Origin of the sequence: Pseudomonas sp. PMCC200344, from assembly GCF_030053095.1 — a bacterium.
Classification (GTDB): Bacteria; Pseudomonadota; Gammaproteobacteria; order Pseudomonadales; family Pseudomonadaceae; genus Aquipseudomonas; species Aquipseudomonas svalbardensis.
The window spans coordinates 5,508,299-5,532,764 of record NZ_CP125618.1; the positions used below are offsets into that span (position 1 = coordinate 5,508,299).

At 59.1% G+C, this 24,466-nt stretch carries 22 protein-coding genes and 1 pseudogene; 7 read left to right on the top strand and 16 right to left on the bottom strand.

The annotated features are described in order from the left end of the window. Window positions 1–91: 91 nt before the first annotated feature. Window positions 92–817, bottom strand: a complete 726-nt coding sequence (gene pgeF / locus QFW87_RS25215) for a peptidoglycan editing factor PgeF (RefSeq protein ID WP_283189149.1) — start codon at window positions 815–817, stop codon at window positions 92–94. Continuing rightward, entirely contained in the window at window positions 814–1,776 is a 963-nt protein-coding gene (rluD, locus tag QFW87_RS25220) for a 23S rRNA pseudouridine(1911/1915/1917) synthase RluD (RefSeq protein ID WP_046048807.1), read from the bottom strand. The genes pgeF and rluD overlap by 4 nt, the downstream gene beginning before the upstream one ends. A gap of 151 nt (window positions 1,777–1,927) precedes the next feature. On the opposite strand from rluD, the gene QFW87_RS25225 reads away from it, so the two are divergent. The 5 genes from QFW87_RS25225 to QFW87_RS25245 all read left to right on the top strand — a co-directional run bounded on the left by QFW87_RS25225 (window position 1,928) and on the right by QFW87_RS25245 (window position 7,666). Beyond that, window positions 1,928–2,950 carry an outer membrane protein assembly factor BamD gene (locus tag QFW87_RS25225; RefSeq protein WP_283189150.1) on the top strand — a complete coding sequence of 341 codons (1,023 nt, stop codon included), beginning with the start codon at window positions 1,928–1,930 and terminating at the stop codon, window positions 2,948–2,950. Between the two features lie 120 nt (window positions 2,951–3,070). Next, complete coding sequence (locus QFW87_RS25230; protein ID WP_283182085.1) at window positions 3,071–4,402, top strand: IS4 family transposase; 1,332 nt, start codon at window positions 3,071–3,073, stop codon at window positions 4,400–4,402. 108 nt (window positions 4,403–4,510) lie between these two features. Next, the gene (locus tag QFW87_RS25235) at window positions 4,511–4,744 is read left to right on the top strand and encodes a PP0621 family protein (protein ID WP_008154904.1); all 234 of its coding nucleotides are present in this window, start codon (window positions 4,511–4,513) and stop codon (window positions 4,742–4,744) included. Further along, window positions 4,734–6,323, top strand: a complete 1,590-nt coding sequence (locus tag QFW87_RS25240; RefSeq protein WP_283189151.1) for an ATP-binding protein — start codon at window positions 4,734–4,736, stop codon at window positions 6,321–6,323. The genes QFW87_RS25235 and QFW87_RS25240 overlap by 11 nt, the downstream gene beginning before the upstream one ends. Before the next feature lie 2 nt (window positions 6,324–6,325). Further along, complete coding sequence (locus QFW87_RS25245; RefSeq protein WP_283181720.1) at window positions 6,326–7,666, top strand: sigma-54 dependent transcriptional regulator; 1,341 nt, start codon at window positions 6,326–6,328, stop codon at window positions 7,664–7,666. A gap of 100 nt (window positions 7,667–7,766) precedes the next feature. On the opposite strand, the pseudogene QFW87_RS25250 reads toward QFW87_RS25245, so the two are convergent. From QFW87_RS25250 to QFW87_RS25285, 8 genes and pseudogenes are all read right to left on the bottom strand, one after another. Then, window positions 7,767–8,728 (bottom strand): annotated as a pseudogene (locus tag QFW87_RS25250) (IS110 family transposase). 264 nt (window positions 8,729–8,992) lie between these two features. Further along, window positions 8,993–10,093, bottom strand: a complete 1,101-nt coding sequence (gene thiO, locus QFW87_RS25255) for a glycine oxidase ThiO (protein WP_283181721.1) — start codon at window positions 10,091–10,093, stop codon at window positions 8,993–8,995. A 56-nt stretch (window positions 10,094–10,149) separates the two neighbouring features. Continuing rightward, on the bottom strand, window positions 10,150–10,551 hold the full coding sequence (locus tag QFW87_RS25260) for a type IV pilin protein (protein WP_283181722.1): 402 nt from the start codon (window positions 10,549–10,551) through the stop codon (window positions 10,150–10,152). 14 nt (window positions 10,552–10,565) lie between these two features. Then, on the bottom strand, window positions 10,566–13,676 hold the full coding sequence (locus tag QFW87_RS25265) for a PilC/PilY family type IV pilus protein (RefSeq protein ID WP_283189152.1): 3,111 nt from the start codon (window positions 13,674–13,676) through the stop codon (window positions 10,566–10,568). After that, window positions 13,663–14,142 carry a PilX N-terminal domain-containing pilus assembly protein gene (locus tag QFW87_RS25270; protein WP_283189153.1) on the bottom strand — a complete coding sequence of 160 codons (480 nt, stop codon included), beginning with the start codon at window positions 14,140–14,142 and terminating at the stop codon, window positions 13,663–13,665. The genes QFW87_RS25265 and QFW87_RS25270 overlap by 14 nt, the downstream gene beginning before the upstream one ends. An 11-nt stretch (window positions 14,143–14,153) precedes the next feature. Continuing rightward, a complete protein-coding gene (locus QFW87_RS25275; protein ID WP_283189154.1) occupies window positions 14,154–14,867 on the bottom strand; it encodes a prepilin-type N-terminal cleavage/methylation domain-containing protein in 714 nt (237 codons plus the stop codon). Next, window positions 14,864–15,313, bottom strand: a complete 450-nt coding sequence (gene pilV, locus QFW87_RS25280) for a type IV pilus modification protein PilV (protein WP_046048797.1) — start codon at window positions 15,311–15,313, stop codon at window positions 14,864–14,866. Before pilV ends, QFW87_RS25275 begins: the two co-directional genes overlap by 4 nt. Continuing rightward, window positions 15,310–15,783, bottom strand: coding sequence for a GspH/FimT family pseudopilin (locus QFW87_RS25285; RefSeq protein WP_283181726.1), 474 nt, complete (start codon window positions 15,781–15,783; stop codon window positions 15,310–15,312). The genes pilV and QFW87_RS25285 overlap by 4 nt, the downstream gene beginning before the upstream one ends. A 131-nt stretch (window positions 15,784–15,914) precedes the next feature. On the opposite strand from QFW87_RS25285, the gene QFW87_RS25290 reads away from it, so the two are divergent. After that, window positions 15,915–16,472 carry a GspH/FimT family pseudopilin gene (locus QFW87_RS25290; RefSeq protein WP_283181727.1) on the top strand — a complete coding sequence of 186 codons (558 nt, stop codon included), beginning with the start codon at window positions 15,915–15,917 and terminating at the stop codon, window positions 16,470–16,472. Here QFW87_RS25290 and ispH read toward each other — a convergent pair. The 6 genes from ispH to murJ form a co-directional block, all read right to left on the bottom strand. After that, window positions 16,441–17,388 (bottom strand): 4-hydroxy-3-methylbut-2-enyl diphosphate reductase, encoded by a 948-nt coding sequence (ispH, locus tag QFW87_RS25295; RefSeq protein WP_283181728.1) that lies wholly within the window; start codon window positions 17,386–17,388, stop codon window positions 16,441–16,443. The genes QFW87_RS25290 and ispH overlap by 32 nt on opposite strands. A 90-nt stretch (window positions 17,389–17,478) precedes the next feature. Beyond that, on the bottom strand, window positions 17,479–17,916 hold the full coding sequence (gene fkpB / locus QFW87_RS25300; RefSeq protein ID WP_283190953.1) for an FKBP-type peptidyl-prolyl cis-trans isomerase: 438 nt from the start codon (window positions 17,914–17,916) through the stop codon (window positions 17,479–17,481). Between the two features lie 7 nt (window positions 17,917–17,923). Then, on the bottom strand, window positions 17,924–18,436 hold the full coding sequence (gene lspA / locus QFW87_RS25305) for a signal peptidase II (protein ID WP_033054294.1): 513 nt from the start codon (window positions 18,434–18,436) through the stop codon (window positions 17,924–17,926). Next, complete coding sequence (gene ileS, locus QFW87_RS25310; protein WP_283189155.1) at window positions 18,429–21,260, bottom strand: isoleucine--tRNA ligase; 2,832 nt, start codon at window positions 21,258–21,260, stop codon at window positions 18,429–18,431. Before ileS ends, lspA begins: the two co-directional genes overlap by 8 nt. After that, window positions 21,261–22,211, bottom strand: coding sequence for a bifunctional riboflavin kinase/FAD synthetase (gene ribF, locus QFW87_RS25315; RefSeq protein WP_283181730.1), 951 nt, complete (start codon window positions 22,209–22,211; stop codon window positions 21,261–21,263). A 129-nt stretch (window positions 22,212–22,340) separates the two neighbouring features. Continuing rightward, window positions 22,341–23,879 (bottom strand): murein biosynthesis integral membrane protein MurJ, encoded by a 1,539-nt coding sequence (gene murJ / locus QFW87_RS25320; RefSeq protein WP_283181731.1) that lies wholly within the window; start codon window positions 23,877–23,879, stop codon window positions 22,341–22,343. Between the two features lie 252 nt (window positions 23,880–24,131). Between murJ and rpsT the strand changes: the two genes are divergently transcribed. After that, window positions 24,132–24,410: a 30S ribosomal protein S20 gene (gene rpsT / locus QFW87_RS25325; protein ID WP_008154937.1), complete on the top strand. Its 279-nt coding sequence runs from the start codon at window positions 24,132–24,134 to the stop codon at window positions 24,408–24,410. The last annotated feature ends 56 nt before the right edge of the window (window positions 24,411–24,466 follow it).

The window sequence follows — 24,466 nt, forward strand, 5'->3', positions numbered from 1 at the left end:
TCCTGAATGAAGAAACCTGCCAGATACCGTTATAGATGCGGTCGATTCTGGGAGTTTCAAGCGTCGTGACGTTGATGCAGGTCAGCTAAGTCTAGCGTTCGAGCCAGACCAAGGAGGCAAACCGACCGGTGCGTGGACTGCGGCGGTAAGAAAAGAAGCGAGGATCGGTCACGGTGCAGAAACCGCCACCATAAACAGCGGTGACACCGTGAGCCGCCAGACGTAAGCGCGCCAGCTCGTAAATGTCGGCCATGAATTTGCCAGCATTGGCACTCGGCTCAAAGGCTGTAGCGGCTTCGGGCAATTGCTCGACGAAGGTTTCGCGCACTTCAGGGCCGACTTCAAAGGCTTGCGGACCAATGGCCGGGCCCAACCAGACGAGCACTTCTTCTGGTGGCACGGCTAGCGTGTCCAGAGTTGCTTCCAGCACACCCGCCGCCAACCCGCGCCAACCGGCATGGGCCGCCGCTACGCGAGTGCCGGCACGGTCGCAAAACAATGCCGGCAGGCAATCCGCGGTCATCGCCGTGCAGGCAATACCGGGCGTTGACGTCCAGCTGGCATCGGCAGTGGCCGTAAGGCTTGGGTCTGCGTGGGCCACGGCGATGCCGTGAACCTGCTTTAACCAGGCCGGTTGAATAGAGAAATGATCGGTGAGGCGACGGCGGTTTTCGACAACAGCTTCGGGGCTGTCATCGACGTGATCGCCGAGGTTGAGGCTGTCGAACGGCGCCAGACTGACGCCGCCCGCACGGGTGGTAACGCAGGCTTTCACCCCGGCAGGCGCAGGCCAGTCGGGAATCAGCCAGTCACTCATCCGATGAACGCCTCGCGGTCTTGCTTGAGCAGCGTCAGCAACCAGACGAAATCGTCCGGCAGTGGCGATTCCCAGCTCATGCGTTTACCGGTGGTCGGGTGATCCAGCTCCAGGAACCGCGCATGCAGCGCCTGACGCGGGAACGCCTTCAACGATTCGATCATGGTCACACTGGCTGCCGGCGGAATACGGAAACGACCGCCGTAGGCAGGATCTCCGACCAACGGGAAGTTGATGTGAGCCATATGCACACGAATCTGGTGCGTACGACCGGTTTCCAGCTTCACCCGCACGTGAGTGTGGGAGCGGAAACGCTCGAGCACCCGGTAATGGCTGACGGCTTGCTTGCCACCTTCCATCACGGCCATGCGCTGGCGTTGCTGACCGTGACGACCGATCGGCGCGTTGATCTTGCCGCCGGCAGTCACCACACCGATCACAATGCACTCGTAGATCCGGCTTACGCTGCGACTCTGCAATTGCGTGACAAGCTGTGTCTGCGCCTGAATGGTCTTGGCCACCACCATCAGACCGGTGGTGTCCTTGTCCAGGCGATGCACGATACCGGCGCGGGGCACATTGATGATGTCCGGCACGTGGTGTAGCAGGGCGTTGAGCAAGGTGCCATCAGCGTGACCGGCGGCCGGATGCACCACCAGACCCGCGGGTTTGTTGATCACCAGGATGTCGTCGTCTTCATAGACGATGTCCAGCTCGATGTCCTGAGCGATCCATTCGCCCTGAGCTTCCTGCTCGGCAGTGAGTTCAAGAATGGCACCACCATGAACGATGTCTCGCGGGCGGATAACCGCCCCATCCACAGTCAGGCGGCCGTCTTTGATCCAGGCGGAAAGGCGCGAGCGCGAGTGCTCAGCGAATAATTGTGCGGCGACTTGATCGAGGCGTTGGCCGCCCAATTCGGACGGCACCTCTGCGCGAAGTTCAATTTTATCGGACATGCTCAGACTAGGCGTCGGCACAGCCTTTGGTTTCGGCTGCGCGCTTGTGGTTAAATACGGCGTCTTTTGCCCCGAGGCTATTCAACGGGGCGCTCATCATAACAGGACGGCCCCGCCCAAGACAGCGGCCGTCATAGGGACGCAAGCCGCCATGCAAGTGAAACACCTGCTGCTGATCGCCATCCTCGCATTGACCGCTGCTTGCTCATCGAAGGAAGTCGTAGACGAAAACCTGAGCGAAGTCGAGCTGTACCAGCAGGCTCAGCACGATCTGGACAACAATAGCTACACCGCCGCCACAGCCAAGCTGAAGGCGCTGGAGTCGCGTTATCCGTTCGGTCGCTACGCCGATCAGGCTCAACTCGAGCTCATCTATGCCAACTACAAGAACACCGAGCCTGAAGCTGCGAAGTCCGCCGCCGAGCGCTTCATTCGCCTGCACCCGCAGCACCCGAACGTGGATTACGCGTATTACCTCAAGGGTCTGACTTCTTTCGACCAGGACGTTGGCCTGTTGTCGCGCTTCCTGCCGTTGGACATGACCAAGCGTGACCCGGGCGCCGCTCGCGACTCCTACAACGAGTTCGCCCAGCTGACCAGCCGCTTCCCCAACAGCCGCTACTCGCCGGACGCCAAGCAGCGCATGATCTACCTGCGCAACCTGCTGGCGGCCTACGAGATTCACGTTGCCGACTATTACCTGACCCGTCAGGCCTATGTCGCCGCCGCGAACCGTGGTCGCTACGTGGTGGAAAACTTCCAGGAAACCCCTGCGGTCGGTGACGGCCTGGCGGTGATGACAGAGGCTTACCAGCGTCTGCACCTGGACGACCTGGCTGCCACCAGCCTCGAAACCCTGAAGCTCAACTACCCGAACCATCCAAGCCTGGTCGACGGTCAGTTCAAGCCTTCGGTGGCCGAAGCCGACAACCGTTCGTGGTTGAGCAAGGCGACCCTGGGCCTTATCGAATCCCGTCCACCGTTGCCGCCGGGCGAAACCCGCGCCAACCAGGACGTGCAGAAGCAGTTCCAGGACGCCAAGGACGCGATTCCGAACGATCTCAAGCCTAAAGATGAAAATGGCGACGTGATCGAAGAAGAGGAACACGAGTCCGAAGCCAATAACAGCGACCGCTCATGGTTCAGCTACATGACCTTCGGCGTGTTTGACTGACACATCGGGTTGTACAATAAGGAGCCTTTCGAGGCTAATGCCGATCAGTTAAGCCCTCTCGCTTGACCTTTGGCCGCAAGAAATCAAAATCCGATGCCTGTACTGGCATCGGATTTTTTTATGCGTCTCGCTCGGGCCCTGGAACTGACCCACAATATCGCCTCCACCCCTAACTCAATCGAGGGACTGGATTCTTTACTCGATCCATCTTTGGTCGAGCAGGCACTTGAACAGGCCGGCGTGGCGACCCTGCGCAAGCGGCGTTTGCCACTGGAAATGATGCTCTGGTGCGTGATCTCCATGGCCTTCTTTCGCCGCATGTCGGCGTGGGATGTGGTCAGCCGCATGAACATCATGCTGCCGGGCCAACGTCCATTGGTGGCACCCAGCGCTGTGGTTCAAGCCCGTCAGAGATTGGGCTGCGAGGCTGTACGACAAGTCTTCCATCTGACTCAGAAAAGTTGGCATGAGGCCGTGGATCACCCAACTTGGGCAGGCTTGCGTTTGCTGGGGGTCGACGGTGTCGTATGGCGAACGCCCGATACACCCGAAAATCGGGCGCGCTACGATTCCGCCAGCAACCAGCATGGCGACACCGGTTTCCCCCAGGTGCGCATGGTCTGCCAAATGGAGTTGACCAGCCACATGCTGATCGGCAGCGCGTTGGATGGCTATCGCAGCAACGAAATGAAACTGGCGGAGCAACTGATCGAAACCACGCCCGATCACTCGCTGACGCTGTTCGATCGCGGTTTTTACTCCTTGGGTTTGCTGCATCAGTGGCAGCAAGCAGGCATCGAGCGACATTGGCTGATGCCTCTGCGCAAAGGTGCGCAGTACGAAGTGATTCAGCGCTTGGGGCGCCAGGACGCTGTGGTCTCGTTGAGCACTTCGCCGCAGGCCCGCACGCAATGGCCGGGGCTGCCGGAGCGCCTGACCGCGCGATTGCTGAGCAAAACCGTCAAGGGCAAGGTTTGTCAGATCCTGACGTCGATGGCCGATCCGCTACGCTTCCCGTCCGACGAAATCGTCGACCTGTACAGCCAGCGATGGGAGATCGAATTAGGGTTTCGCGAGATGAAACAGACGCTGCTCAACAGCAGCTATACATTGCGTAGCAAGACGCCCGAGATGATCGAGCAGGAACTGTGGGGTGTGTTGCTGGGCTACAACCTGCTGCGCTACCAGATGGTGGAAATGAGCCGCCACTGTCCAGGTATTTACCCGTGCGAAATGAGCTTTGCCGCGTGTACTTGGGCAATTTTAGGGTTTATCAACAGCGTTTCGGCCGACCGTTCCGGGAACATCCCCAAATATCTGGCCGAGCTGCACGCCTCTGCCCCGCATTATGTTCTGCCGCATCGACGGGAAGAGCGCATTTATCCCCGCGCCATAAGGCTCAAATCACCGAAATATCCGATCAGAAAGAAAAATGCCAGTCAGCTTAACTGACTGGCATTAGCCTTTCGAGGCTCCTTTTTTATGGGCTCGATTATTACGCTGTGCGCTGGTCATGTCCTTGGCTAAACTGGCTCATCACTCGTCGAATAGCTGCTCATCATGCTTCGTTTACTGTTCTGGATCGCCCTGATTGCCGCTGCGGTATGGTTCTGGCGCAAGTTCAAGGGCCAGGCTTCTGTGCCCAAGTCCTCTGCCGAGCTGGAAGCGGCCCCCATGGTCCGCTGCGCCCATTGCGGCGTACACCTGCCACGCGACCGCGCGCTGAGCCTTCAACAACAGTGGTATTGCAGCCAGGCTCATCTTGAGCAAGGCCCGGGCTCCAGTGATCGCTGAGACCTCCAGTCCCGGCAGCAAACAGGCCCAGCGACTGCTGCGCCTCTATCACCTTTACCGTTTGAGCATCGGCATCACCCTGGTGCTGTTGATCTCCAGCAACATGGACAATCAGCTGCTGACGTTCAGCAATGACGACCTGCTGCGCAGTGGCAGCTGGTTTTACCTGGTGCTGAATATCCTGCTGGTGGTATTCCTCGGGAACACCCGGCGCCCGGCGCAACTGTTCAGCCTGGCGCTGTCCGACGTCCTGCTGCTGTGCGGTCTGTTCTACGCCGCCGGCGGTGTGGCCAGCGCCATCGGCAACTTGCTGATCGTATCGGTAGCCATCAGTAACACCTTGTTGCGCGGGCGCATCGGCCTGCTGATTGCCGCCGTTGGCGCGCTTGGCATCGTCGGGCTGAGCTTCCTCCTGAGTTTCAGCCATCCCGCCACCCCCAACGATTACCTGCAAGTCGGCACGCTCGGCGCCTTGTGTTTTGCTGCGGCATTGCTGGTGCAAGGGCTGATCCGACGCCTGGAGGTCAGCGAAACCCTCGCCGAACAACGGGCCAGCGAAGTCGTCGGCCTCGAAGCCCTCAACGCCCTGATTCTGCAACGCATGCGTACCGGCATCCTGGTACTCGACGACAAGCGGCGGGTTCAACTGGCCAACCACAGCGCCTTGAACCTGTTAGGCAGGGAAAATCTTGCAGGCCAGCTGATCGACGACTACTTACCCAGCCTGGTCGAACGCCTGCAACTGTGGCTCAACAATCCGACGCTGCGCCCCCAGAGCCTGAAAGTCGCCAGTAGTGGTCTGGAGCTGCAACCGAGCTTCATTGCCCTGGACCAAAGCCCTCACCACCAGACCCTGGTTTTTCTCGAAGACCTCGCGCAAATCGCTCAACAAGCCCAGCAATTGAAGCTCGCCGCCCTCGGTCGCCTGACCGCCGGTATCGCCCATGAAATCCGCAATCCACTGGGCGCCGTTAGTCATGCCGCGCAGCTATTGCAGGAATCAGAGGAACTGAACCGCGCGGATCGACGTCTGACACAGATTATTCAAGACCAATCTCAGCGAATGAATCGGGTAATCGAAAACGTCCTGCAACTGTCCCGCCGCCAGCAAACCGTAGCGCTACGGCTTGATCTGAAGCCGTGGCTGGAGCAGTTCGTCAACGAAACCCGCGAGGGGGCGACCGAGCATCAGCAGATTCATCTGCGCATTGGCTCAGGGGACTTCAAAACCCTGATGGATCCAGACCAGCTGACCCAGATTCTCGACAATCTGTTGCGCAATGCCTGGCGCCATAGCGCCTTGAATCACGAACTGGCGCAGGTCTGGCTCGAGTTGTTCGTCGACCCGGACAGCCAGCTACCGATCCTCGAGATCCTGGACGATGGCCCCGGCGTGGCACCGGAGCATCATGTGCACTTGTTCGAACCGTTCTTCACCACCAGCCCCCAAGGCACCGGCCTGGGGCTTTATCTGTCCCGTGAGCTGTGCGAAAGCAACCAGGCCCGCCTAGACTTCAAACCACGCCAAGGCGGCGGCTGCTTTCGCATCACTTTTGCTCACGGACGGAAACAAAGTTGAACATGAGCCCACGGCAAAAAGTCCTGATCGTCGACGACGAACCGGATATCCGCGAACTCCTGGAAATCACCCTGGGACGGATGAAACTCGACACCTTCAGTGCCCGCAACCTCGGCGAAGCCCAGGCCCTGCTGTCGCGAGAGACGTTCGATTTGTGCCTGACCGACATGCGCTTGCCGGACGGCACCGGCCTTGAGCTGGTGCAACACATCCAGCAACGCCACCCAAACGTACCGGTGGCAATGATCACCGCTTACGGCAGCCTGGAAACGGCGATCAACGCCCTCAAGGCCGGCGCGTTCGACTTCCTGACCAAACCGGTGGACCTCACTCGCCTGCGGGAACTGGTCAGCAGCGCACTTCGGTTGCCTGCGCCGGGCGGCACCGGCATCGCCATCGATCGCCGGCTGCTGGGCGATTCACCGCCGATGCGCGCCTTGCGCAAACACATCGACAAACTGGCCCGCAGCCAGGCGCCGGTGTACATCAGCGGCGAATCCGGCAGCGGCAAGGAATTGGTTGCGCGACTGATCCATGAGCAAGGACCGCGCGCCAGCCAACCGTTTGTCCCGGTCAATTGCGGGGCGATTCCGTCGGAATTGATGGAGAGCGAATTTTTCGGGCATCGCAAAGGCAGCTTCAGCGGTGCCATCGAAGACAAACCCGGACTGTTCCAGGCTGCCCATGGCGGCACCCTGTTCCTAGACGAAGTGGCAGATTTGCCGCTGGCGATGCAGGTCAAACTGCTACGGGCAATACAGGAAAAAGCCGTTCGCGGTGTCGGCGAGCAACAGGAAACCGTGGTCGACGTGCGTATCCTTTGCGCCACCCACAAAGACCTCGACGCCGAAGTCGCCGCCGAACGCTTTCGCCAGGATTTGTACTACCGGTTGAACGTGATTGAACTACGGGTGCCGCCCTTGCGCGAACGCCGTGACGACATCGAATCCCTCGCCAGCCATGTGCTCAAACGCTTGGCCATCAGCACTGGCCAACCCGCCGCAAAACTCCACCCCCAAGCCCTCGACGCGCTGAAAAGCTACCGCTTCCCCGGCAACGTGCGGGAACTGGAGAACATGCTCGAACGGGCGCACACGTTGTGCGAAAACAAACAGATTGAAGCCAGCGACCTGCGACTGGCCGAAGGCAACTGCAACCCGGAAGGTGGTGTGCCGGACCTGACACAGATCGACAACCTGGAAGACTACCTGGAAAACGTCGAACGCAACCTTATCCTCCAGGCCCTGGAAGAAACCCGCTGGAACCGCACTGCGGCGGCTCAGCGGTTGAATTTATCGTTTCGGTCGATGCGCTACAGGCTGAAGAAATTCGGGTTGGATTGAGGACCCCTTCGTCGGAACGCCGCCCGGAGCAAGCTCGCTCCCACAGGGTTCAGTGGTGTGGACATAATCTGAACACACCTCAGATCAATTGTGGGAGATTCTATGTTGCAGGGCAACCCCGCAACCTCAGGCCGGGTGGTATTCGCTCTGATTTTTCATCAGGGCAAATGCCACCCGGCAGAGTTTCCGGGCAAGGGCCACCAAGGCCTGGGTTTTCGAGAAGCCTCTTGCCAAATACGACTCGTAAAACGGTTTCCATTTAGCTGAGCGACAGGCTGCCATTGCGGCGTTGTAAGCCAACCGGCGGACTTCCGGATCCCCTTTTTTTGTCAGGTGCCGGGGGCCGTTCTTCTTCCCGGAGTCATCGACCGTAAGGTCCATCCCTAGAAACGCGATGAACGCATCACTATTGGCAAAATCACCGCGCATAAAGGTCGTCGCCAACCCGGTTGCAGTCAGTTCGCCAACCCCTTCGATGGCTTTGCAGCGGTCGATATTCTCTTCAATACCCGCCTCTTTGCTGACCTTGCGCAGCAGTTTCTGAATGGCCTGATCCGCTTGCTTGAAGGCCTTTTGCTGGGCGCTCTGTACTTTCTTCAACAAGGGTTCATTGGCCCAGCTCAGCATCAGACCGGCATGGTTCTGGATCAGCGTTGCACGTCTGTGGAGCAGGCTTTTCAGCGAGGTGTAGGCCTTGGGTGGTGGGCTCCAGATCCGCAGTCCGTCTTGTTCGTTCGTCAAATAACGCGCCAGCAGACGGGCATCGCAGGGATCGTTCTTGGCTCGTTGGCCGATGCCGCGGCGATAGTTGCTCACCCGATAAGCATCCACGACATAGACCTGGTGCCCCATCGCATGGGCCAGCTCGACGGTGTCCAGGTGGTAGATGTTGGTGGCTTCAACGGCGATAGCGCTTTGGGCGGGCAATGTTTTAAGCCAGCGTTTGAGGGCTGTTCGATCGTTCTTGATGGTGTCAGTGGTTAGCCGGTCGGAGCGATAGACAACTATTTCGGCCTTGGCGATATCGACGCCAACCACCGTCTGCGAAGTAAGGATTGTCATGACGAATCCTCGGAGCTAGGGTTTAAGAGCTTGTCGGGGTCTACCGTTGCGCTGGCTTGCCTCTATCGTCGGTTTTACCGATGAATTCCTTATCGGCGCTTTGGGTAGAAGGGGCGGGATGAGAAGTCTCCCACGGTCTGTACTGGTCAGAGTCAGAATCGAGCTTTTAGTCCCGCCCACCCCTTCAAGTCTAAACATACAAGCGAGCTTGCTCCGGGCGGCGTTCCGACGATGGCGATCGGGCAAGCAATCAATATCTAACGGTTAAATACGTCCAGCCGGTGCATACGGCGCCGGATCAATGATCGGCTCACGCCCCAGCATCACATCCGCAAACAACTGACACGACGCTGGCGCCAGCACCAAGCCATTACGGTAATGCCCGCAATTGAGCCAAAGCCCTTCGAACCCTGGCACCCGACCGATGTAGGGAATGCCTTCCGGTGAGCCCGGTCGCAACCCGGCCCAGTGGCCGACGACCTCGGCATCCGCCAGTGCAGGAATCAACTCCACCGCTGACGCCTTCAGGCTCTCCAGGGCAGATTCGGTCGGCGTCTTGTCGAAGCCTTGATGCTCCAGCGTACTGCCGATCAGAATGTGCCCATCGCGCCGAGGAATCGCATAACGCCCCTTGGCCAGAACCATGCTCGGCAGGAAATCCGATGCGCATTTGTAGAGAATCATCTGCCCTTTCACCGGCTCTACCGGCAGGTCCAAGCCCAGGAGTTTAAGTAAATCACCGCTCCAGGCACCCGCGGTCAGCACCACCTGATCGCCATGAATCGCTCCCGCCGAGGTCTGCACCCCGACCACCGTAGCGCCTTCACGGATAAACCCGCTGACTTCACACTGCTCATGAATCGTCACGTTCGGCAGCGCCAGCAACGCAGCCTTGAGGGACTTCACCAGCCGCGGATTACGCACATTGGCCACATCGGCCATGTAGATCGCCCGGGAAAAACCGCTCCCCAGCACCGGCACCGCGTCGTGAGCCGCCGAGATATCCACAGCCCGCAAGGGACGGTTTTCCCGCTCGGCCCATGCCAGCGCCTCGGCCTCATCATCCAGATCCAGCCAGTACAACCCGGTGGTATGCACTTCGGGATCGACACCGGTGGCGGCAAATAGTCGCTCGCCCAGCTGTGGATAAAAATCCTGGGACCAATGCGCCAACGCGGTGACCGCCGGGCTGTAGCGCCATGGGTAGAGCGGCGAGACGATGCCGCCGCCCGCCCAGGACGACTCCCGACCGACGTTCGAGCGATCCAGCAGCACAACGTTTTGCACTTCGGACGCGAGATTGAACGCTGTCAGCAGGCCAATCACGCCGCCGCCGACAATCACCACTTGCTGTTGCCTGGTCATGTTCTGATCCAACCGTTAAATAGACAGAGGGCACAAAAGGCGCCCGAAAAAGGAACTCAGCGACCCCAGCAATCTTTAGTGACGAGCCCGGACTGCGCATTGACCATGCTTCTGACACCGGTGTTTGTGATAGTGAAATCCCCACACTTGTCAGTTGCCATGGCTTTGCCAGACTTGCGCACGGCCGTCAGCAGGAAGGTCTGATCGGTCAGTGTCTGGGTAATGGTGTAAAAGTCATTGCCTGGGCTCAGGCCGGCGGCGTTGGTGTAAACATTGTTCTGCGAATAAAAACGCTCGAGGATCTGCGCCTGCTCCGAGAGCAGCCCGGCCACTTCAGTTCGACGGCCCTTTTTTACGTACTCGGTGAGGCTCGGGTAGCCAATGGTGATGACGATCCCGATGATCGCAATCACGATCATGATCTCGATCAGGGTAAAACCTCGGTTGGATCTGCGCATGCCTCAACTCTCACTTACTGTATTTGTCGCCACATGATGCGACGGCTGCCGCCGCTGCCGGGCTTTTCCACCAGGGAGCTGATGCCACCGCTGGAGTCGTTCACAATCTTGCGGGACGCATTGTTGACGATCGCGTTCAGCGTCGGAATACCACCGGTGAAAATCACCCCGCTGGAAATCGAATCCTTGATGTCGACCAGACCGTCGCCATTGGTGTCGAGCACCGCGTAGTTGAGCATCTTACCGCTGAATGCATCGAGTTCGACCAGTTTGCCGGTACCGAAACTGGCGCAAGGGTCGGTGGTGTCCACGCTGGCCGTGGTGAACACGATCCGGCCGGCCACCAGACTGGCCTGATTGATCACCCGCTCACCAGTTAGCACGTTGTTGTACACCAGCGGCAGGTACCAGCCTTTTTTCGCCGGATAGGTCACGTCGTTCTGGCTGGTGGTGATGAATTGCCCGGTGCTGCCCGAGAAAACGCCGGTCACCGCCTGCGCCTGCAAGCTGGAAGTGGTGATTTGCCCCGTGCCACCCTCCGCATCCCATACCGCGTAGAACGCCTGTAGATCCTTGTTGGTCTTGTCGGCGACCTCATTGAATTTGCCGGTGCCGAAAAACACTTCCTTGCCGCCCAATGCGTGATCGGCGAGCAATGGTTGTACGGTGATCGGCTGGGTCGCGCCGCCCGCCGTGGTGAATAACGGCTTGCCGGAAAACGCCACACCCCAGGTGTCAGTGGCGGCGCTACTCAAATCGAACTTCCACAACCGTCCTTTCAGGTCGCCACCATAGGCAGCCTGCACTACATTCTGCGAGTTGACCCGAAGTTTTACCGATGACAAGCCGTTGGTAGTTTCGGCGCTGTCGACCACTATTTTCTTGATCAGCGAGCCGTCACGAATGTCGACCACGTACAACGCTGCCACCCCGGAGTTGCTGCCATAACCGTTGGAGATGAATGCCGCCCATCGACCGTCCGCCAAGCGTGCCACTTCCGGTCGTGCGTAGGCATAACCCAGATCATTGAAAACGTTCACCGTGTTTGCTGCGGCCGGTGCGCTGATTTCCCACAACGCCTTGGTCACGTTACCGGCCGAGGCGTCGAACAACTGCAACGCGTAGAAGGTCCTGCCCCCCGCCCCTGTTCCACCCAATGCCAAGGTCTTCCAGGCGCTGTTGAATTGGGCATCGAATACCGCGACCTGACCGTCAACCAGAAACTTGTGGCTGACACCGTTGATGTAATTGGTGTCGGCGATCAAACGCAGCGAAGGCAACACACTGGAAGGCATGTAGGCATAACGCCTGGCGCCATTGGCCGCGCTGATGACATTTACAAAACCGTCGTTGGCATTCACCACCAGGCTGGCGTTCATGCTGGCCGATTTGGTTGCCAAATAGGTGCTGTAGGTGGAGTCGGACGACAGATCGGACGCGGTTTTATCCGTGGGCGATGCCAGGGCCAACGGCGAATTGATGATGTCGCCAAGCAGCACACTGCGCACTTTCAGGCCAACCTTGTTGGTGCCCTTGCTCCAGTCCACCAGATCGCTGCCGGTGATGCCGATGGGCAAACTCTGGCTGAGGGATGTTTGCTGGGCAGGGGAAAAACTGGCGTAAGCCAGCGTCACGGCCGCGTTGGTCAGGGTGTTCCAGGATTGATAGGTCGGCGCGGTGGCACCGGGCACGATGGCGGTATCGGTGGTCCATAACACCGAGGTGGTGTTGACCGCGCCAGCGGAGGTAAATCCATAGGACTTGATCGTACCGCGCCAATCCTTGGGATCGTAACTGGTCTGAAAGTAACTCGAACCGCTGGCCAGAATGGTCCCGCTGGTGACGCCACCCCCACCGGAGCCGGCCTTGGAGGTGATGTCGCCCAGCGCCGACGACAGTGCACTGTTGAGTCCTGCACTGTCGGTCGCTTGGTAATACTTGCCCTGCCCGTAAGTCGCAGCGTCCGACAACATCTGGTTCGCGATGGCGAACCCCACGGTGTAGGTGTTCATCTTCTGTTTGGGAAAATCCACTGCGTCCCAGTTTTTGCCCGCAGCATCAGTGCCGGTCGTGCGCATGTCGATGTCGAAGGCGAACTTGGCGATGTCATCCAGATAAAGGGTGTCGCCCTCATCGTCGCCACCGGGACCGTCGTTGTTTACACCGTCCCAATTGGGTAGCCGGGTATCGCCCAAGGGATCGGTAGTCGGGAAGGTCCGGTCATAGGTGGGCAGGCCATCGGTAATCACCACCCCGTAATTTTTCTGGCAACGGTACTGAATCGGACTGGTATAGGTGGCGGGCGTCGAGTTGTTGTATGGCGCCATGCCACGGAAATAGCGGGTGATTTCGTAATAGGCTTCTGCCAGCGGTGTATTGGCTTTCGCGCTCAGTTCATTGATCGCGTCGATCAGTGCGTTGTAGTTGGTATTGGCCTGAGCTTGGGTCACGGTGCCGCTGACCGCCGACATATCACTGACCGAACGGGCAATGTAACCGCCGTCATTCTTGTGGTTGCCGACCGCCAGATTGAACGTCGACAGGCCGATGCGCAACGCGCGGTTGCTGGCCACCAACATCTTGGAAACGTTGCGCGCCACGTTCATCCGGTAATCATTGGGGATCGAGCCATCAGTGAAATCCCGATCTGAATTGTTGGCCAGACTTATCAGATAGGACAAGTAATTTGCCGTATACCGCGTGTCCTCGCTCCCCACCGGATCGGGAAGCTTGAGGCAAAGCGAATCCGGACCGGAAGAACTGTTGTTATAAAAACCGTACCAATCTTTCAAACATGTTCCTCGAGTTAAACTCGACAAAGCAATATTGGTATCGGTCATATCAAGCTCGCGGCCTTTCTTGCACGTACCATTGGAGAGGCAAATAGTCACCGGGGTGCGCGCGACCGTCGGGTCAAAGCCTGCCGCCCAGATAATGTTGTTCATACTCCCCGAGTCGTCGAGTAACAGCATCACATTGGGTGCGACGGCGGCGGCGCTCAACAGCGGCGAATCCGAGGGCGTGAAGGCGTAAGTCGGCACTGCCAGAAGAAGACTCAACGCCGCGCCGTAGAGCAGCTGCAACAACCAACGGCGCCAGCCTGTGCGGGCCTCAGAACTTCGCATAAATACTCTCCACCACACTGCGCGAGTTGCCCGCGATGCCGACTGCGGTCACCCGGTACAGCGTTGTCGAGGTGTTGCTCGGCACATTCACGGCGGTCAGGGTGGTGCCGATGTTCTGCACCCCGTAAAAACCGCTGCCGGAGGCGATCCAGGTTACCCCCGAGGTGGAATGGAAGCCGGCGCCGGTGACTGTCGACGACTCGGCGGGTGGCGCGCATTGGGCGGTGCCGCTGCAGACCGGCAACGAAAAGGTCTCCAGTTGCACCGCGCTTTCACCTACGCGCAACGCCGACTCGGCGCCCTGGAACGACTGATTGCGCAAGGTCACGCTGGCGGCCATTTTTTCCTGCAGGGTGGCGTTTTGCATCGATGAAAGGCCGATCAGTGTCAGCAACAGAAGAAACACCAGGCTGACCAGCAGCGCCATGCCCCGCTGGGCGTGAGGGGTCACGGGAGAAATACTCATCGGCCCTCCCCTCATGGCAAGCGGTTGCGCAGCGCGGCAACCACGTTGAAGGTTTGATTGCCTACCCGGTTGATCGGGTCGGTGAGGGTCAACGTCAGGCGAACACTACGGATGCGCGCCGGATCAGTGGGGTTGTTGCTGTAACTGGAGGCGGCCACGTCAGTGGCGGAACTGGCGAGGCCGAAGCTCACGTTGAAGGCACTGACGTTGTTCACCAGCACCGCTTGAGCCGGCGTGCCGGTGCCGACACCCATCAGCAGTTGATTGTTGCTGAAGCTGTAGATCAAGCGCCGGATCGGAAACGCCAGCTCTCCCGCCCCCGGAACTCGGACGCTGGTGTAGGCCGTTGCATTGTTCCGACAATCGGAAACCACCGTCCAGGACGGCACCCCACCACTGCCGCCGACATCCGCTGTCACCAGGGTCAGTTTGAGGTTGGCGTTATCCCAACTGATGGGCGTTGACTGGCTGGCATTGAAGTCACCCGCCGAGCTTGAATCGGTGACCGCCCCCAGACATCCGAACATGCCGACCATGCGAATTTCCTGAATCATCTTGCTCAGCACGAACCGCGCATCTTCCTGCATGGCGGCAGCGGCGTTCTGGCTGACATAGGTGTTCTTGGCCGCGATGAAAATCTGCGCCACACCCAGAACCACGACCAAACTCAACGCCAGGGCGATCAGTAACTCGATCAGGCCGAAACCTCTGTTGGTCTGGTTCATGGCGTCGACACCGGATCGACGGTGGCGCGACTGGTCAGGACGAAACTGCGTCGCGAATTGGCGATGTTCGCAGCCCGCGAGTCATCCCAGGTGATGGTGATGGTGTACACCCGCTGATTGAGCGTAACGCTTCCGGTGGCAGTGGCGCCGCCGAAATTGACAATGTTGGTGGTGAAGTCGTAGAGGTCCTGATCCCGGGCGACGCTCAGGTTGCCGGAGGTCGGTGGCGTGACGGTGTAGTCGGCACCGGAGTTGGCGCGAATGCGGTCCATCATGTCGTAGGCGATAAAACTCGCCTGGCTGGTCATCCGGGCGCTGTCAGTGTACTTCAGCGCATTAAGCTGAATCGCTGCCGCCCCCAGCAGCCCCACGCTCAGAATCAACAACGCAACCAAGACTTCGATCAGCGTCATGCCCTCCTGTGCACGCTTGCTCCATCCCCTCATCCGCAACTTCCACCCAATAGAATTCGTCCGTTCAAACACACATTCAGCGTTCTGCTTTGTGCCCCCCGTACGTAGCTGATCACCACCGCCGTGGACGGTGCCGACAACCCGCCAAGGTTGTTGAAATCGATGGCGGTCACTCCTGAGGTTAGCGCCAGAGTCGCGCCGCTGCTCATCGCTGGAACAACCCGCAATACATTGGCCGGATTGCCAGTACCGTCAAAGACCGTTAATTCTCCGGTCCAGACGCTGCCGCCGGCCGTCGGGCGCAGCCGGGTGGTGACACCACGGTCGATGGCCTCAAGTCGGGCGAAATTCAGACCCCGTTGCAGATCGCCGATTTCGGTGTCGGCCTTGGTGATTTGCACCGAACGAGTAAACGCCGGTACGGCCAGAGTGATCAGGACCAGAAACACCGCGAGCGCGATCAGCAACTCGATCAGCGTGAAACCTTTTGTACGATGATCCATCGGTGCCCTCCGTTGCCGTCGGCTATACCTGCTTCTACACGCTAGAACATTCGACCGGCAGGTGTTCGGTTGTTTTGCCATTACTCGCGCAGGGATCGCGCGGGCCGCAGCACTCCAGGGAGGGAGATGACATGCATCAGCGAGGTTTCAGCCTGATCGAACTGCTCATGGGACTGACAATTGTCGGGATTGTTCTGCTATTGGTCAGTCCGGCGTTTGCTGCACTGACTGAATCGAACCATCGCGAGCAGGTGGCAGAGTCGCTTATCAGCGGTATACGCAACGCCAGAACCGTTGCCATCACACGCAACCAGAACGTCGTGATTCACGCCATCAACGGCGACTGGAGTCAGGGCTGGCGGATCATTCTGGATATCAGTGGCAAAGGGGCGGAGGACAACAGCAATCCGCTGCTGGTTGAGCGCGCGAGTGGCACTCGGGTGCCGATTGTCGGCAATTGGCCGGTCAGGCGATACATCCGTTTCAACAGTATTGGCGAGCCACAGATGCCCGGACGGGCCTTTCAAGCGGGGACATTGCACATTTGCGCAACCCGCGAACCGGTCACTCAGCTCCAAGTGGTACTGGCCGCGACCGGCCGCGTCAGCCTGCGCAGCCATAAGGCTGAGCAGGCGCTGTGCCCCGGAGGCAAAAGCGTTAAAGCAGGGAGCGGACGCGCAACTCTTTAGGCATGGAGAAGGTAATGTTCTCCTCGCGACCGGCCAGTTCATCGGCGCCGGTAGCGCCCCACGCCTGCAACTGCTGGATCACGCCACGCACCAGGACTTCCGGTGCTGAAGCGCCAGCGGTGATGCCGATACGCTCGACACCGTCGAACCAGCTCTTTTGCAGGTCCTCGGCGCCGTCGATCAGGTAGGCCGGGGTGGCCATGCGCTCGGCCAGTTCACGCAAGCGATTGGAGTTGGAGCTGTTCGGGCTGCCGACCACCAGTACCACGTCGCACTCGTCGGCCAGTTGCTTGACCGCATCCTGACGGTTTTGCGTGGCGTAGCAGATGTCGTCCTTGCGCGGGCCACCGATCGCAGGGAAGCGTGTACGCAGGGCGTCGATGACGCGGCTGGTATCGTCCATGGACAGGGTAGTCTGGGTCACGAACGCCAGTTTTTCAGGGTTGCTCACCTGCAAGGCGGCGACGTCTTTCTCGTCTTCGACCAGGTAGATCGCGCCACCATTGCTGCCATCGTACTGGCCCATGGTGCCTTCGACTTCCGGGTGACCGGCGTGGCCGATGAGAATGCATTCACGGCCGTCGCGGCTGTAGCGTGCAACTTCGATGTGTACCTTGGTCACCAGCGGGCAAGTGGCGTCGAACACCTTCAGGCCACGACCGGCGGCTTCGGTACGCACGGCCTGGGAAACACCGTGGGCACTGAAGATCACGATGACGTCGTCCGGCACCTGATCCAGTTCTTCGACGAAGATAGCCCCGCGAGCACGCAGGTCTTCGACGACGAATTTGTTGTGGACCACTTCGTGGCGCACGTAGATCGGCGGCCCGAAGACTTCCAGGGCGCGGTTGACGATTTCGATCGCCCGGTCCACACCGGCGCAGAAGCCACGGGGGTTGGCGAGTTTGATTTGCATGCTGTGCCTCGTGTCTTGCGCGCAAGAAGTTAGATCGTTACAACCCTGTAGGAGCAGAGCTTGCTCCTACATTGGACCGCATTCGGTCAGTTACAGCGCTACGACGTTGATGATCTCGACGTCAAAGATCAATGTCTTGCCGGCCAACGGGTGGTTGAAGTCGATGGTCACTTGCTCGTCATCGAATGTCTTCACCACGCCGGGCAACTCAGTATTGGCCGCATCGTTAAAGATCACCAGCAAGCCAGGCGACAGCTCCATGTCCTTGAACTGCGAGCGCGGGATGATCTGTACGTTCTGCGGATTGGGTTGGCCAAAAGCGTTTTCCGGCTGAATCGTCAGCGTACGCTTGTCACCAGCCTTGAAGCCGAACAGCGCAGCTTCGAAACCTGGCAACAGGTTGCCGTCACCGACCTTGAAGGTCGCCGGGGCTTTGTCGAAGGTGCTGTCGACGGTGTCGCCGTTCTCCAGGCGCAGTGCAAAGTGCAAAGTGACTTCCGTGTTCTGGCGGATGCGTTGCTCAGCCAATACCTGTTCAGTCATGGACGGCTTCTCCGGTCTTTTTGCTTTTGAACATATCCAGCGCAAGCATTACGGCACCGACAGTGATTGCACTGTCGGCAAAGTTGAACGCCGGGAAATACCAGCGATTCTGCCAATGCACCAGAATGAAATCGATCACATGACCCAGGGCAATGCGGTCATACAGATTACCCAGCGCGCCACCCAGCACCAGCGCCAAAGCGACGGCCAGCCAGGTTTCGTTGCGCCCCAGACGCTTGAGCCACACTACCAGCACCGCACTGACCACGACCGCGATCAGGGCAAACAGCCAGCGCTGCCAGCCGGAGCTGTCGGCCAGGAAGCTGAACGCCGCGCCCGTGTTGTAGGCCAGGGTCCAGCTGAACAAATCGGGGATCACCACGATCTGCTGGTACATCTCGAGCTTGCCTTCGAAGTAGAACTTGCTGGCCTGGTCGATGACCAGGACCAGCAAACTCAACCAGAGCCAGCTCAGCCGTCCGAAACGGCCAGCCGCATTAGGCATAGTGACGAACCTCGCCAGCGCCGCTGATGTTGTCGACGCAACGACCGCAGATTTCCGGATGCTCCGGGTTCACGCCGACGTCTTCACGGCAGTGCCAGCAACGGGCGCACTTGGCGTGGCTCGACTTGACCACTTGCAGTTTCAAACCGCTGACTTCGGTGACCACGGCATCGGCCGGCGCCTGAACGAACGGTGCAACGGTGGCGGTCGAGGTGATCAATACGAAGCGCAGTTCGTTGCTCAGCTTGGCCAGGTCGGCGCTCAAAGCCTCTTCGGCGTACAGCGTCACTTCGGCTTGCAGGTTGCCACCGACGGCCTTGGCCGCGCGCTGGATTTCCATTTCCTTGTTGACCGCGACCTTCACCGCCATGATCCGCTCCCAGTAGGCGCGGTCCAGCTCGACGTTTTCCGGCAGCTCGGTCAGGCCTTCGTACCAGGTGTTGAGCATTACCGATTCGTTACGCTCGCCCGGCAGGTATTCCCACAGTTCATCGGCGGTGAATGCCAGGATCGGCGCGATCCAGCGCACCAGCGCTTCGGAGATGTGGTACAGCGCGGTTTGCGCCGAACGGCGGGCCTTGCTGTTGGCGCCAGTGGTGTACTGACGGTCCTTGATGATGTCGAGGTAGAAACCGCCCAGCTCCTGCACGCAGAAGTTGTGGATTTTGGAGTAGACGTTCCAGAAGCGGTATTCACCGTAGTGCTCTTGCAGCTCGCGTTGCAGCAGCAGGGTACGGTCCACAGCCCAACGGTCCAGTGCCAGCATTTCTTCGGCCGGCAGGATGTCGGTGGCCGGGTTGAAACCGGTCAGGTTCGAGAGCAGGAAGCGCGCGGTGTTACGGATCCGCCGGTAGGCGTCCGCACTGCGCTGCAGGATCTGCTCGGAAACCGCCATTTCACCCGAGTAATCCGTAGATGCAACCCACAGACGCATGATGTCGGCGCCCAGGGTGTCGTTGACCTTTTGCGGCGCGATCACGTTGCCCAGGGACTTGGACATCTTGCGACCGGACTCATCAACGGTGAAGCCGTGAGTCAGCAGTTCGCGGTATGGCGCGTGGTTGTCGATGGCGCAACCGGTCAGCAACGACGAGTGGAACCAGCCACGGTGTTGGTCCGAACCTTCCAGGTACAGGTCGGCACGTGGACCGGTCTCGTGGCCCATCGGGTGCGAACCGCGCAGAACGTGCCAGTGCGTGGTGCCCGAATCGAACCAGACGTCCAGGGTGTCGCTGATCTTGTCGTACTGCGGCGCTTCGTCACCGAGCAGCTCGGCGGCGTCCATCTTGAACCAGGCTTCGATGCCTTCGACTTCGACGCGCTTGGCGACTTCTTCCATCAGTTCGGCAGTACGTGGGTGCAGCTCGCCGCTTTCCTTGTTCAGGAAGAACGGGATCGGCACGCCCCAGTTGCGCTGACGGGAGATGCACCAGTCCGGACGATTGGCGATCATCGAGTGCAGGCGCGCCTGACCCCAGGCCGGAACGAACTTGGTCTCTTCGATGGCTTTGATCGCCCGCTTGCGCAGGGTGTCGCCGGTCACAGGTTCTTTGTCCATGCCGATGAACCATTGCGCGGTGGCGCGGTAGATCAGCGGGGTCTTGTGACGCCAGCAGTGCATGTAGCTGTGTTCGATGATGCTGGTGTGCAGCAGCGCACCCACTTCGGTCAACTTGTCGACGATGGCCGGGTTGGCCTTCCAGATGAACTGGCCGCCGAAGAACTCCAGCGACGTTGCGTAAACGCCGTTGCTCTGTACCGGGTTGAGGATGTCGTCGTTGACCATGCCGTACTTCTTGCAGGTCACGAAGTCGTCTACGCCATAGGCCGGCGAGGAGTGAACCACGCCGGTGCCAGCGCCCAGTTCAACGTACTCGGCCAGGTAAACCGGCGACAGACGGTCGTAGAACGGGTGACGGAAGTTGATCAGTTCCAGCTCTTTACCGGTGGTGGTCGCGATGACCGAGCCTTCCAGGCTGTAACGGGCCAGGCACGACTCGACCAGCTCTTCAGCCAGCACCAGCAGTTTGTCGCCGACATCGACCAGGGCGTAGTTGAATTCCGGGTGAACGTTCAACGCCTGGTTGGCCGGGATGGTCCACGGGGTAGTGGTCCAGATCACGATCGAAGCGGGTTTGCCCAGCGACGGCAGGCCAAAAGCGGCAGCCAGCTTGGCTTCGTCGGCAATCGGGAACGCCACGTCGATGGTCGAGGACTTTTTGTTCTCGTACTCGACTTCCGCTTCAGCCAATGCCGAACCGCAGTCGAAGCACCAGTTCACAGGCTTCAGGCCCTTGAACACGAAACCGCCCTTGACGATTTCGGCCAGGGCGCGGATTTCACCGGCCTCGTTTTTGAAGTCCATGGTCTTGTACGGGTTGGCAAAGTCGCCCAACACGCCCAGACGGATGAATTCGGACTTCTGGCCTTCGATCTGCTCGGTGGCATAGGCACGGCACAGTTCGCGGGTCTTGTCCGCGCCCAGGTTTTTACCGTGGGTCACTTCGACTTTGTGCTCGATCGGCAGACCGTGGCAGTCCCAGCCCGGAACATAAGGCGCGTCGAAACCCGACAGGGTTTTCGAGCGGATGATCATGTCCTTGAGAATCTTGTTCAGCGCATGACCGATGTGAATCGTGCCGTTGGCGTAGGGAGGACCGTCGTGCAGAACGAACTTCGGACGATCCTTGCCAATCTCGCGCAACTTACCGTACAGGCCAATGCTGTCCCAGCGCTGCAGAATCTGCGGTTCGCGCTGAGGCAGGCCGGCCTTCATTGGGAAGGCGGTGTCCGGAAGGTTTAGCGTGGCTTTATAGTCGGTCATTTAAGGCTCTTCATTAGCGATTGGCGCTAGGTGCGACAGGGCACGGGCGGCGGCAACATCCGCATTGATCGCCGTCTTAAGCGCCTCCAGAGAGGCGAAACGCTGCTCTTCACGCAGCTTGTGGTGGAAAACCACCGTCAAACGCCGGTCATACAGATCGCCGGCAAAATCTAAAAGATGCACTTCGAGGTGGGCTTTGCCATCCCCTTGGACCGTTGGCCGCACGCCGATATTGGCGACGCCTGGCCAGGTCTTGCCGTCGATGTCGACGTTGACCAGGTAAACCCCGGTCAACGGCACGCGACGGCGCTTGAGTTGTATGTTGGCCGTGGGCGTACCCAACTGGCGCGCCAGCTTCTGGCCGTGCAGGACCCGCCCGGCAATCCGGAACGGACGACCGAGCAGTCGCTCGGCCAAGGCAAAATCGGCAGCGGCCAAGGCATTGCGGACCTGGGTGCTGCTGACGCGAATACCGTCCAGCTCGACGGTTTGCGCCGCTTCCACGGTAAAGCCCTGCAGAACGCCGGCCTGTTGCAGGAAATCGAAATCCCCTACCCGGTCGCAGCCGAAACGGAAATCGTCACCGACCTCAAGATGTTGAACACCGAGGCCGTCCACCAGAATGGTGTCGACGAATTCGCTGGCGCTGAGCTTGCTCAGGCGGTGGTTGAAGGCCAGGCACAGGACCCGGTCGACACCTTCCTCGGCCAGCATCTGCAGTTTATCCCGCAGCCGGGCCAGACGGGCCGGCGCCGTATCAGGGGCGAAAAACTCTCGCGGCTGCGGCTCAAAAATCACCACGCAGCTTGGCACGCCCAACTCGAGCGCACGCTCACGGAGCCTCGCCAGGATAGCCTGGTGGCCACGGTGAACACCGTCAAAGTTGCCAATAGTGGCGACACAGCCCCGATGCTGGGGGCGCAGGTTGTGGAGGCCTCGAACCAGCTGCATAACGCGCTTCTTGCTCATAAAGTGGTCGATTATAACCACACCCGGCGGCCGACGACAGGCAACACCGTAACCCAAAGTGATCGAGCCGACAAAACCGTCGATTCGCCCGTGTTTATCGAGGTCGTGACCTCAGCTCAGCGCTTTGCGATTGAAGTCGCGCAAACGGAAGCCCATCAACAGCAACATGCCGAAATAAGCCACCACGCCGGCAACGACCAATGCGCCCAGACGCAGGAACCTCTCCAGCATATGCCCCTGATCCCAGGCAGGCATGAAATGCATCCCGCCCATTAACACAGCAGACATCACCAACACTGCAATCACTAGCTTGAAGCCGAACTTCGCCCAACCCGGTTGCGGCTCATACATCTGCTGCTTGCGCAGTTGATAGAACAGTAGGCCGGCGTTAATGCACGCGCCGATGCTGATGGCCAGCGCCAGACCGGCGTGGGCCAGCGGGCCGATCAACACCAGGTTGAACAATTGGGTAACGATCAGGGTAAAAATCGCGATTTTTACCGGCGTGCGGATGTTTTGTTGCGCATAAAAGCCCGGCGCCAGCACTTTGATCACGATAATTCCGAGCAAACCGACAGAATAAGCGATCAGCGCCCGTTGGGTCATGGAGGCGTCAAATGCGCTGAACTGGCCGTACTGGAATAAAGAAACCGTCAGCGGCTCGGCGAGAATCCCCAGCGCCAGGGAGCACGGCAACACCAGCATGAAACACAGGCGCAGCCCCCAATCGAGGATCCGCGAGTATTCCTGGCGATCCTTGCTGGCGTAGGTCTTGGCCAGGGTCGGCAGGAGAATCGTACCCAGCGCCACACCCAGAACACCGGACGGCAATTCCATCAAACGGTCGGCGTAGTACATCCATGACACGGAACCGGCGACCAGGAACGAGGCGAAAATGGTATTGATGATCAGCGAAATCTGGCTCACGGACACACCGAGAATGGCCGGCAGCATTTGTTTCATGACCCGCCAGACGCCGCTGTCACGCAGGTTCAGTCGCGGCAACACCAGCATGCCGATCTTTTTCAGGTGCGGCAGCTGATAGAGCAATTGCGCCAGACCACCCACCAGTACTGCCCAGCCCAGCGCCATGACCGGCGGATCGAAGTACGGCGTCAGGAACACCGAAAAGATGATCATGCTGACGTTGAGCAGGGTCGGCACGAAGGCCGGCACCGAGAAGCGGTTATACGTGTTGAGGATCGCCCCGGCCAATGAAGACAGGGAGATCAGCAATATATAAGGAAAGGTCACGCGCAACAGGCTGGCCGTCAGCTCGAATTTTTCCGGCGTATCGGTGAAACCCGGCGCGGTCGCCCAGATGACCCACGGCGCAGCAATCATGCCCAACGCGGTGACCAACGCCAGCACCAGCGTCAGCAGACCCGAGACGTAGGCAATGAAGGTTCGCGTCGCCTCCTCGCCCTTCTGGCTTTTGTATTCGGCAAGAATCGGCACGAACGCTTGGGAAAATGCCCCCTCGGCAAAGATCCGCCGCAGCAGATTGGGCAATTTGAAGGCGATAAAGAAGGCGTCAGTCGCCATCCCGGCGCCAAATGTGCGCGCAATGAGAGTGTCACGAACGAACCCCAGAATCCGGGAAAGCATCGTGATAGAGCTGACGGCGGCCAACGATTTGAGCAGATTCATTGAAAGAGTTTGTGCCTGTCGATAAACAGCAGGCGAACAAAGCGCCTACTTATGCGATACTCCGCGCCGCAGCAGCACAGAGCCAAAGCTCGCGAGTTTACAGGTCAAGCGCCGGAAATAAATATCCCGCCTCTTTATACCTACCACTTAGCGGAACGTCTCAACCGCCCTTGACAAGACATCAACTCATCGGCATGATTCGCGGCCTATTTTGTTTGCTATTTCCTAAAAAGTCTTTCGAGGAGCTCGACGGTGGCCAACACACCTTCCGCCAAAAAACGTGCAAAACAGGCTGAGAAGCGTCGCAGCCACAACGCCAGCCTGCGTTCCATGGTTCGTACCTACATCAAGAATGTAGTTAAGGCCATCGACGCAAAAGACGCTGAAAAAGCTCAAGCTGCTTACGTTCTGGCCGTGCCAGTTATCGACCGTATGGCCGATAAAGGCATCATCCACAAGAACAAGGCTGCTCGTCATAAGAGCCGCCTGAACGGTCACGTCAAGGCTCTGAACCTTGCTGTTGCCGCATAAGCGATAAGCTTGTTAAAAAACCGACCCCAGGGTCGGTTTTTTATTGCCTGCGATTT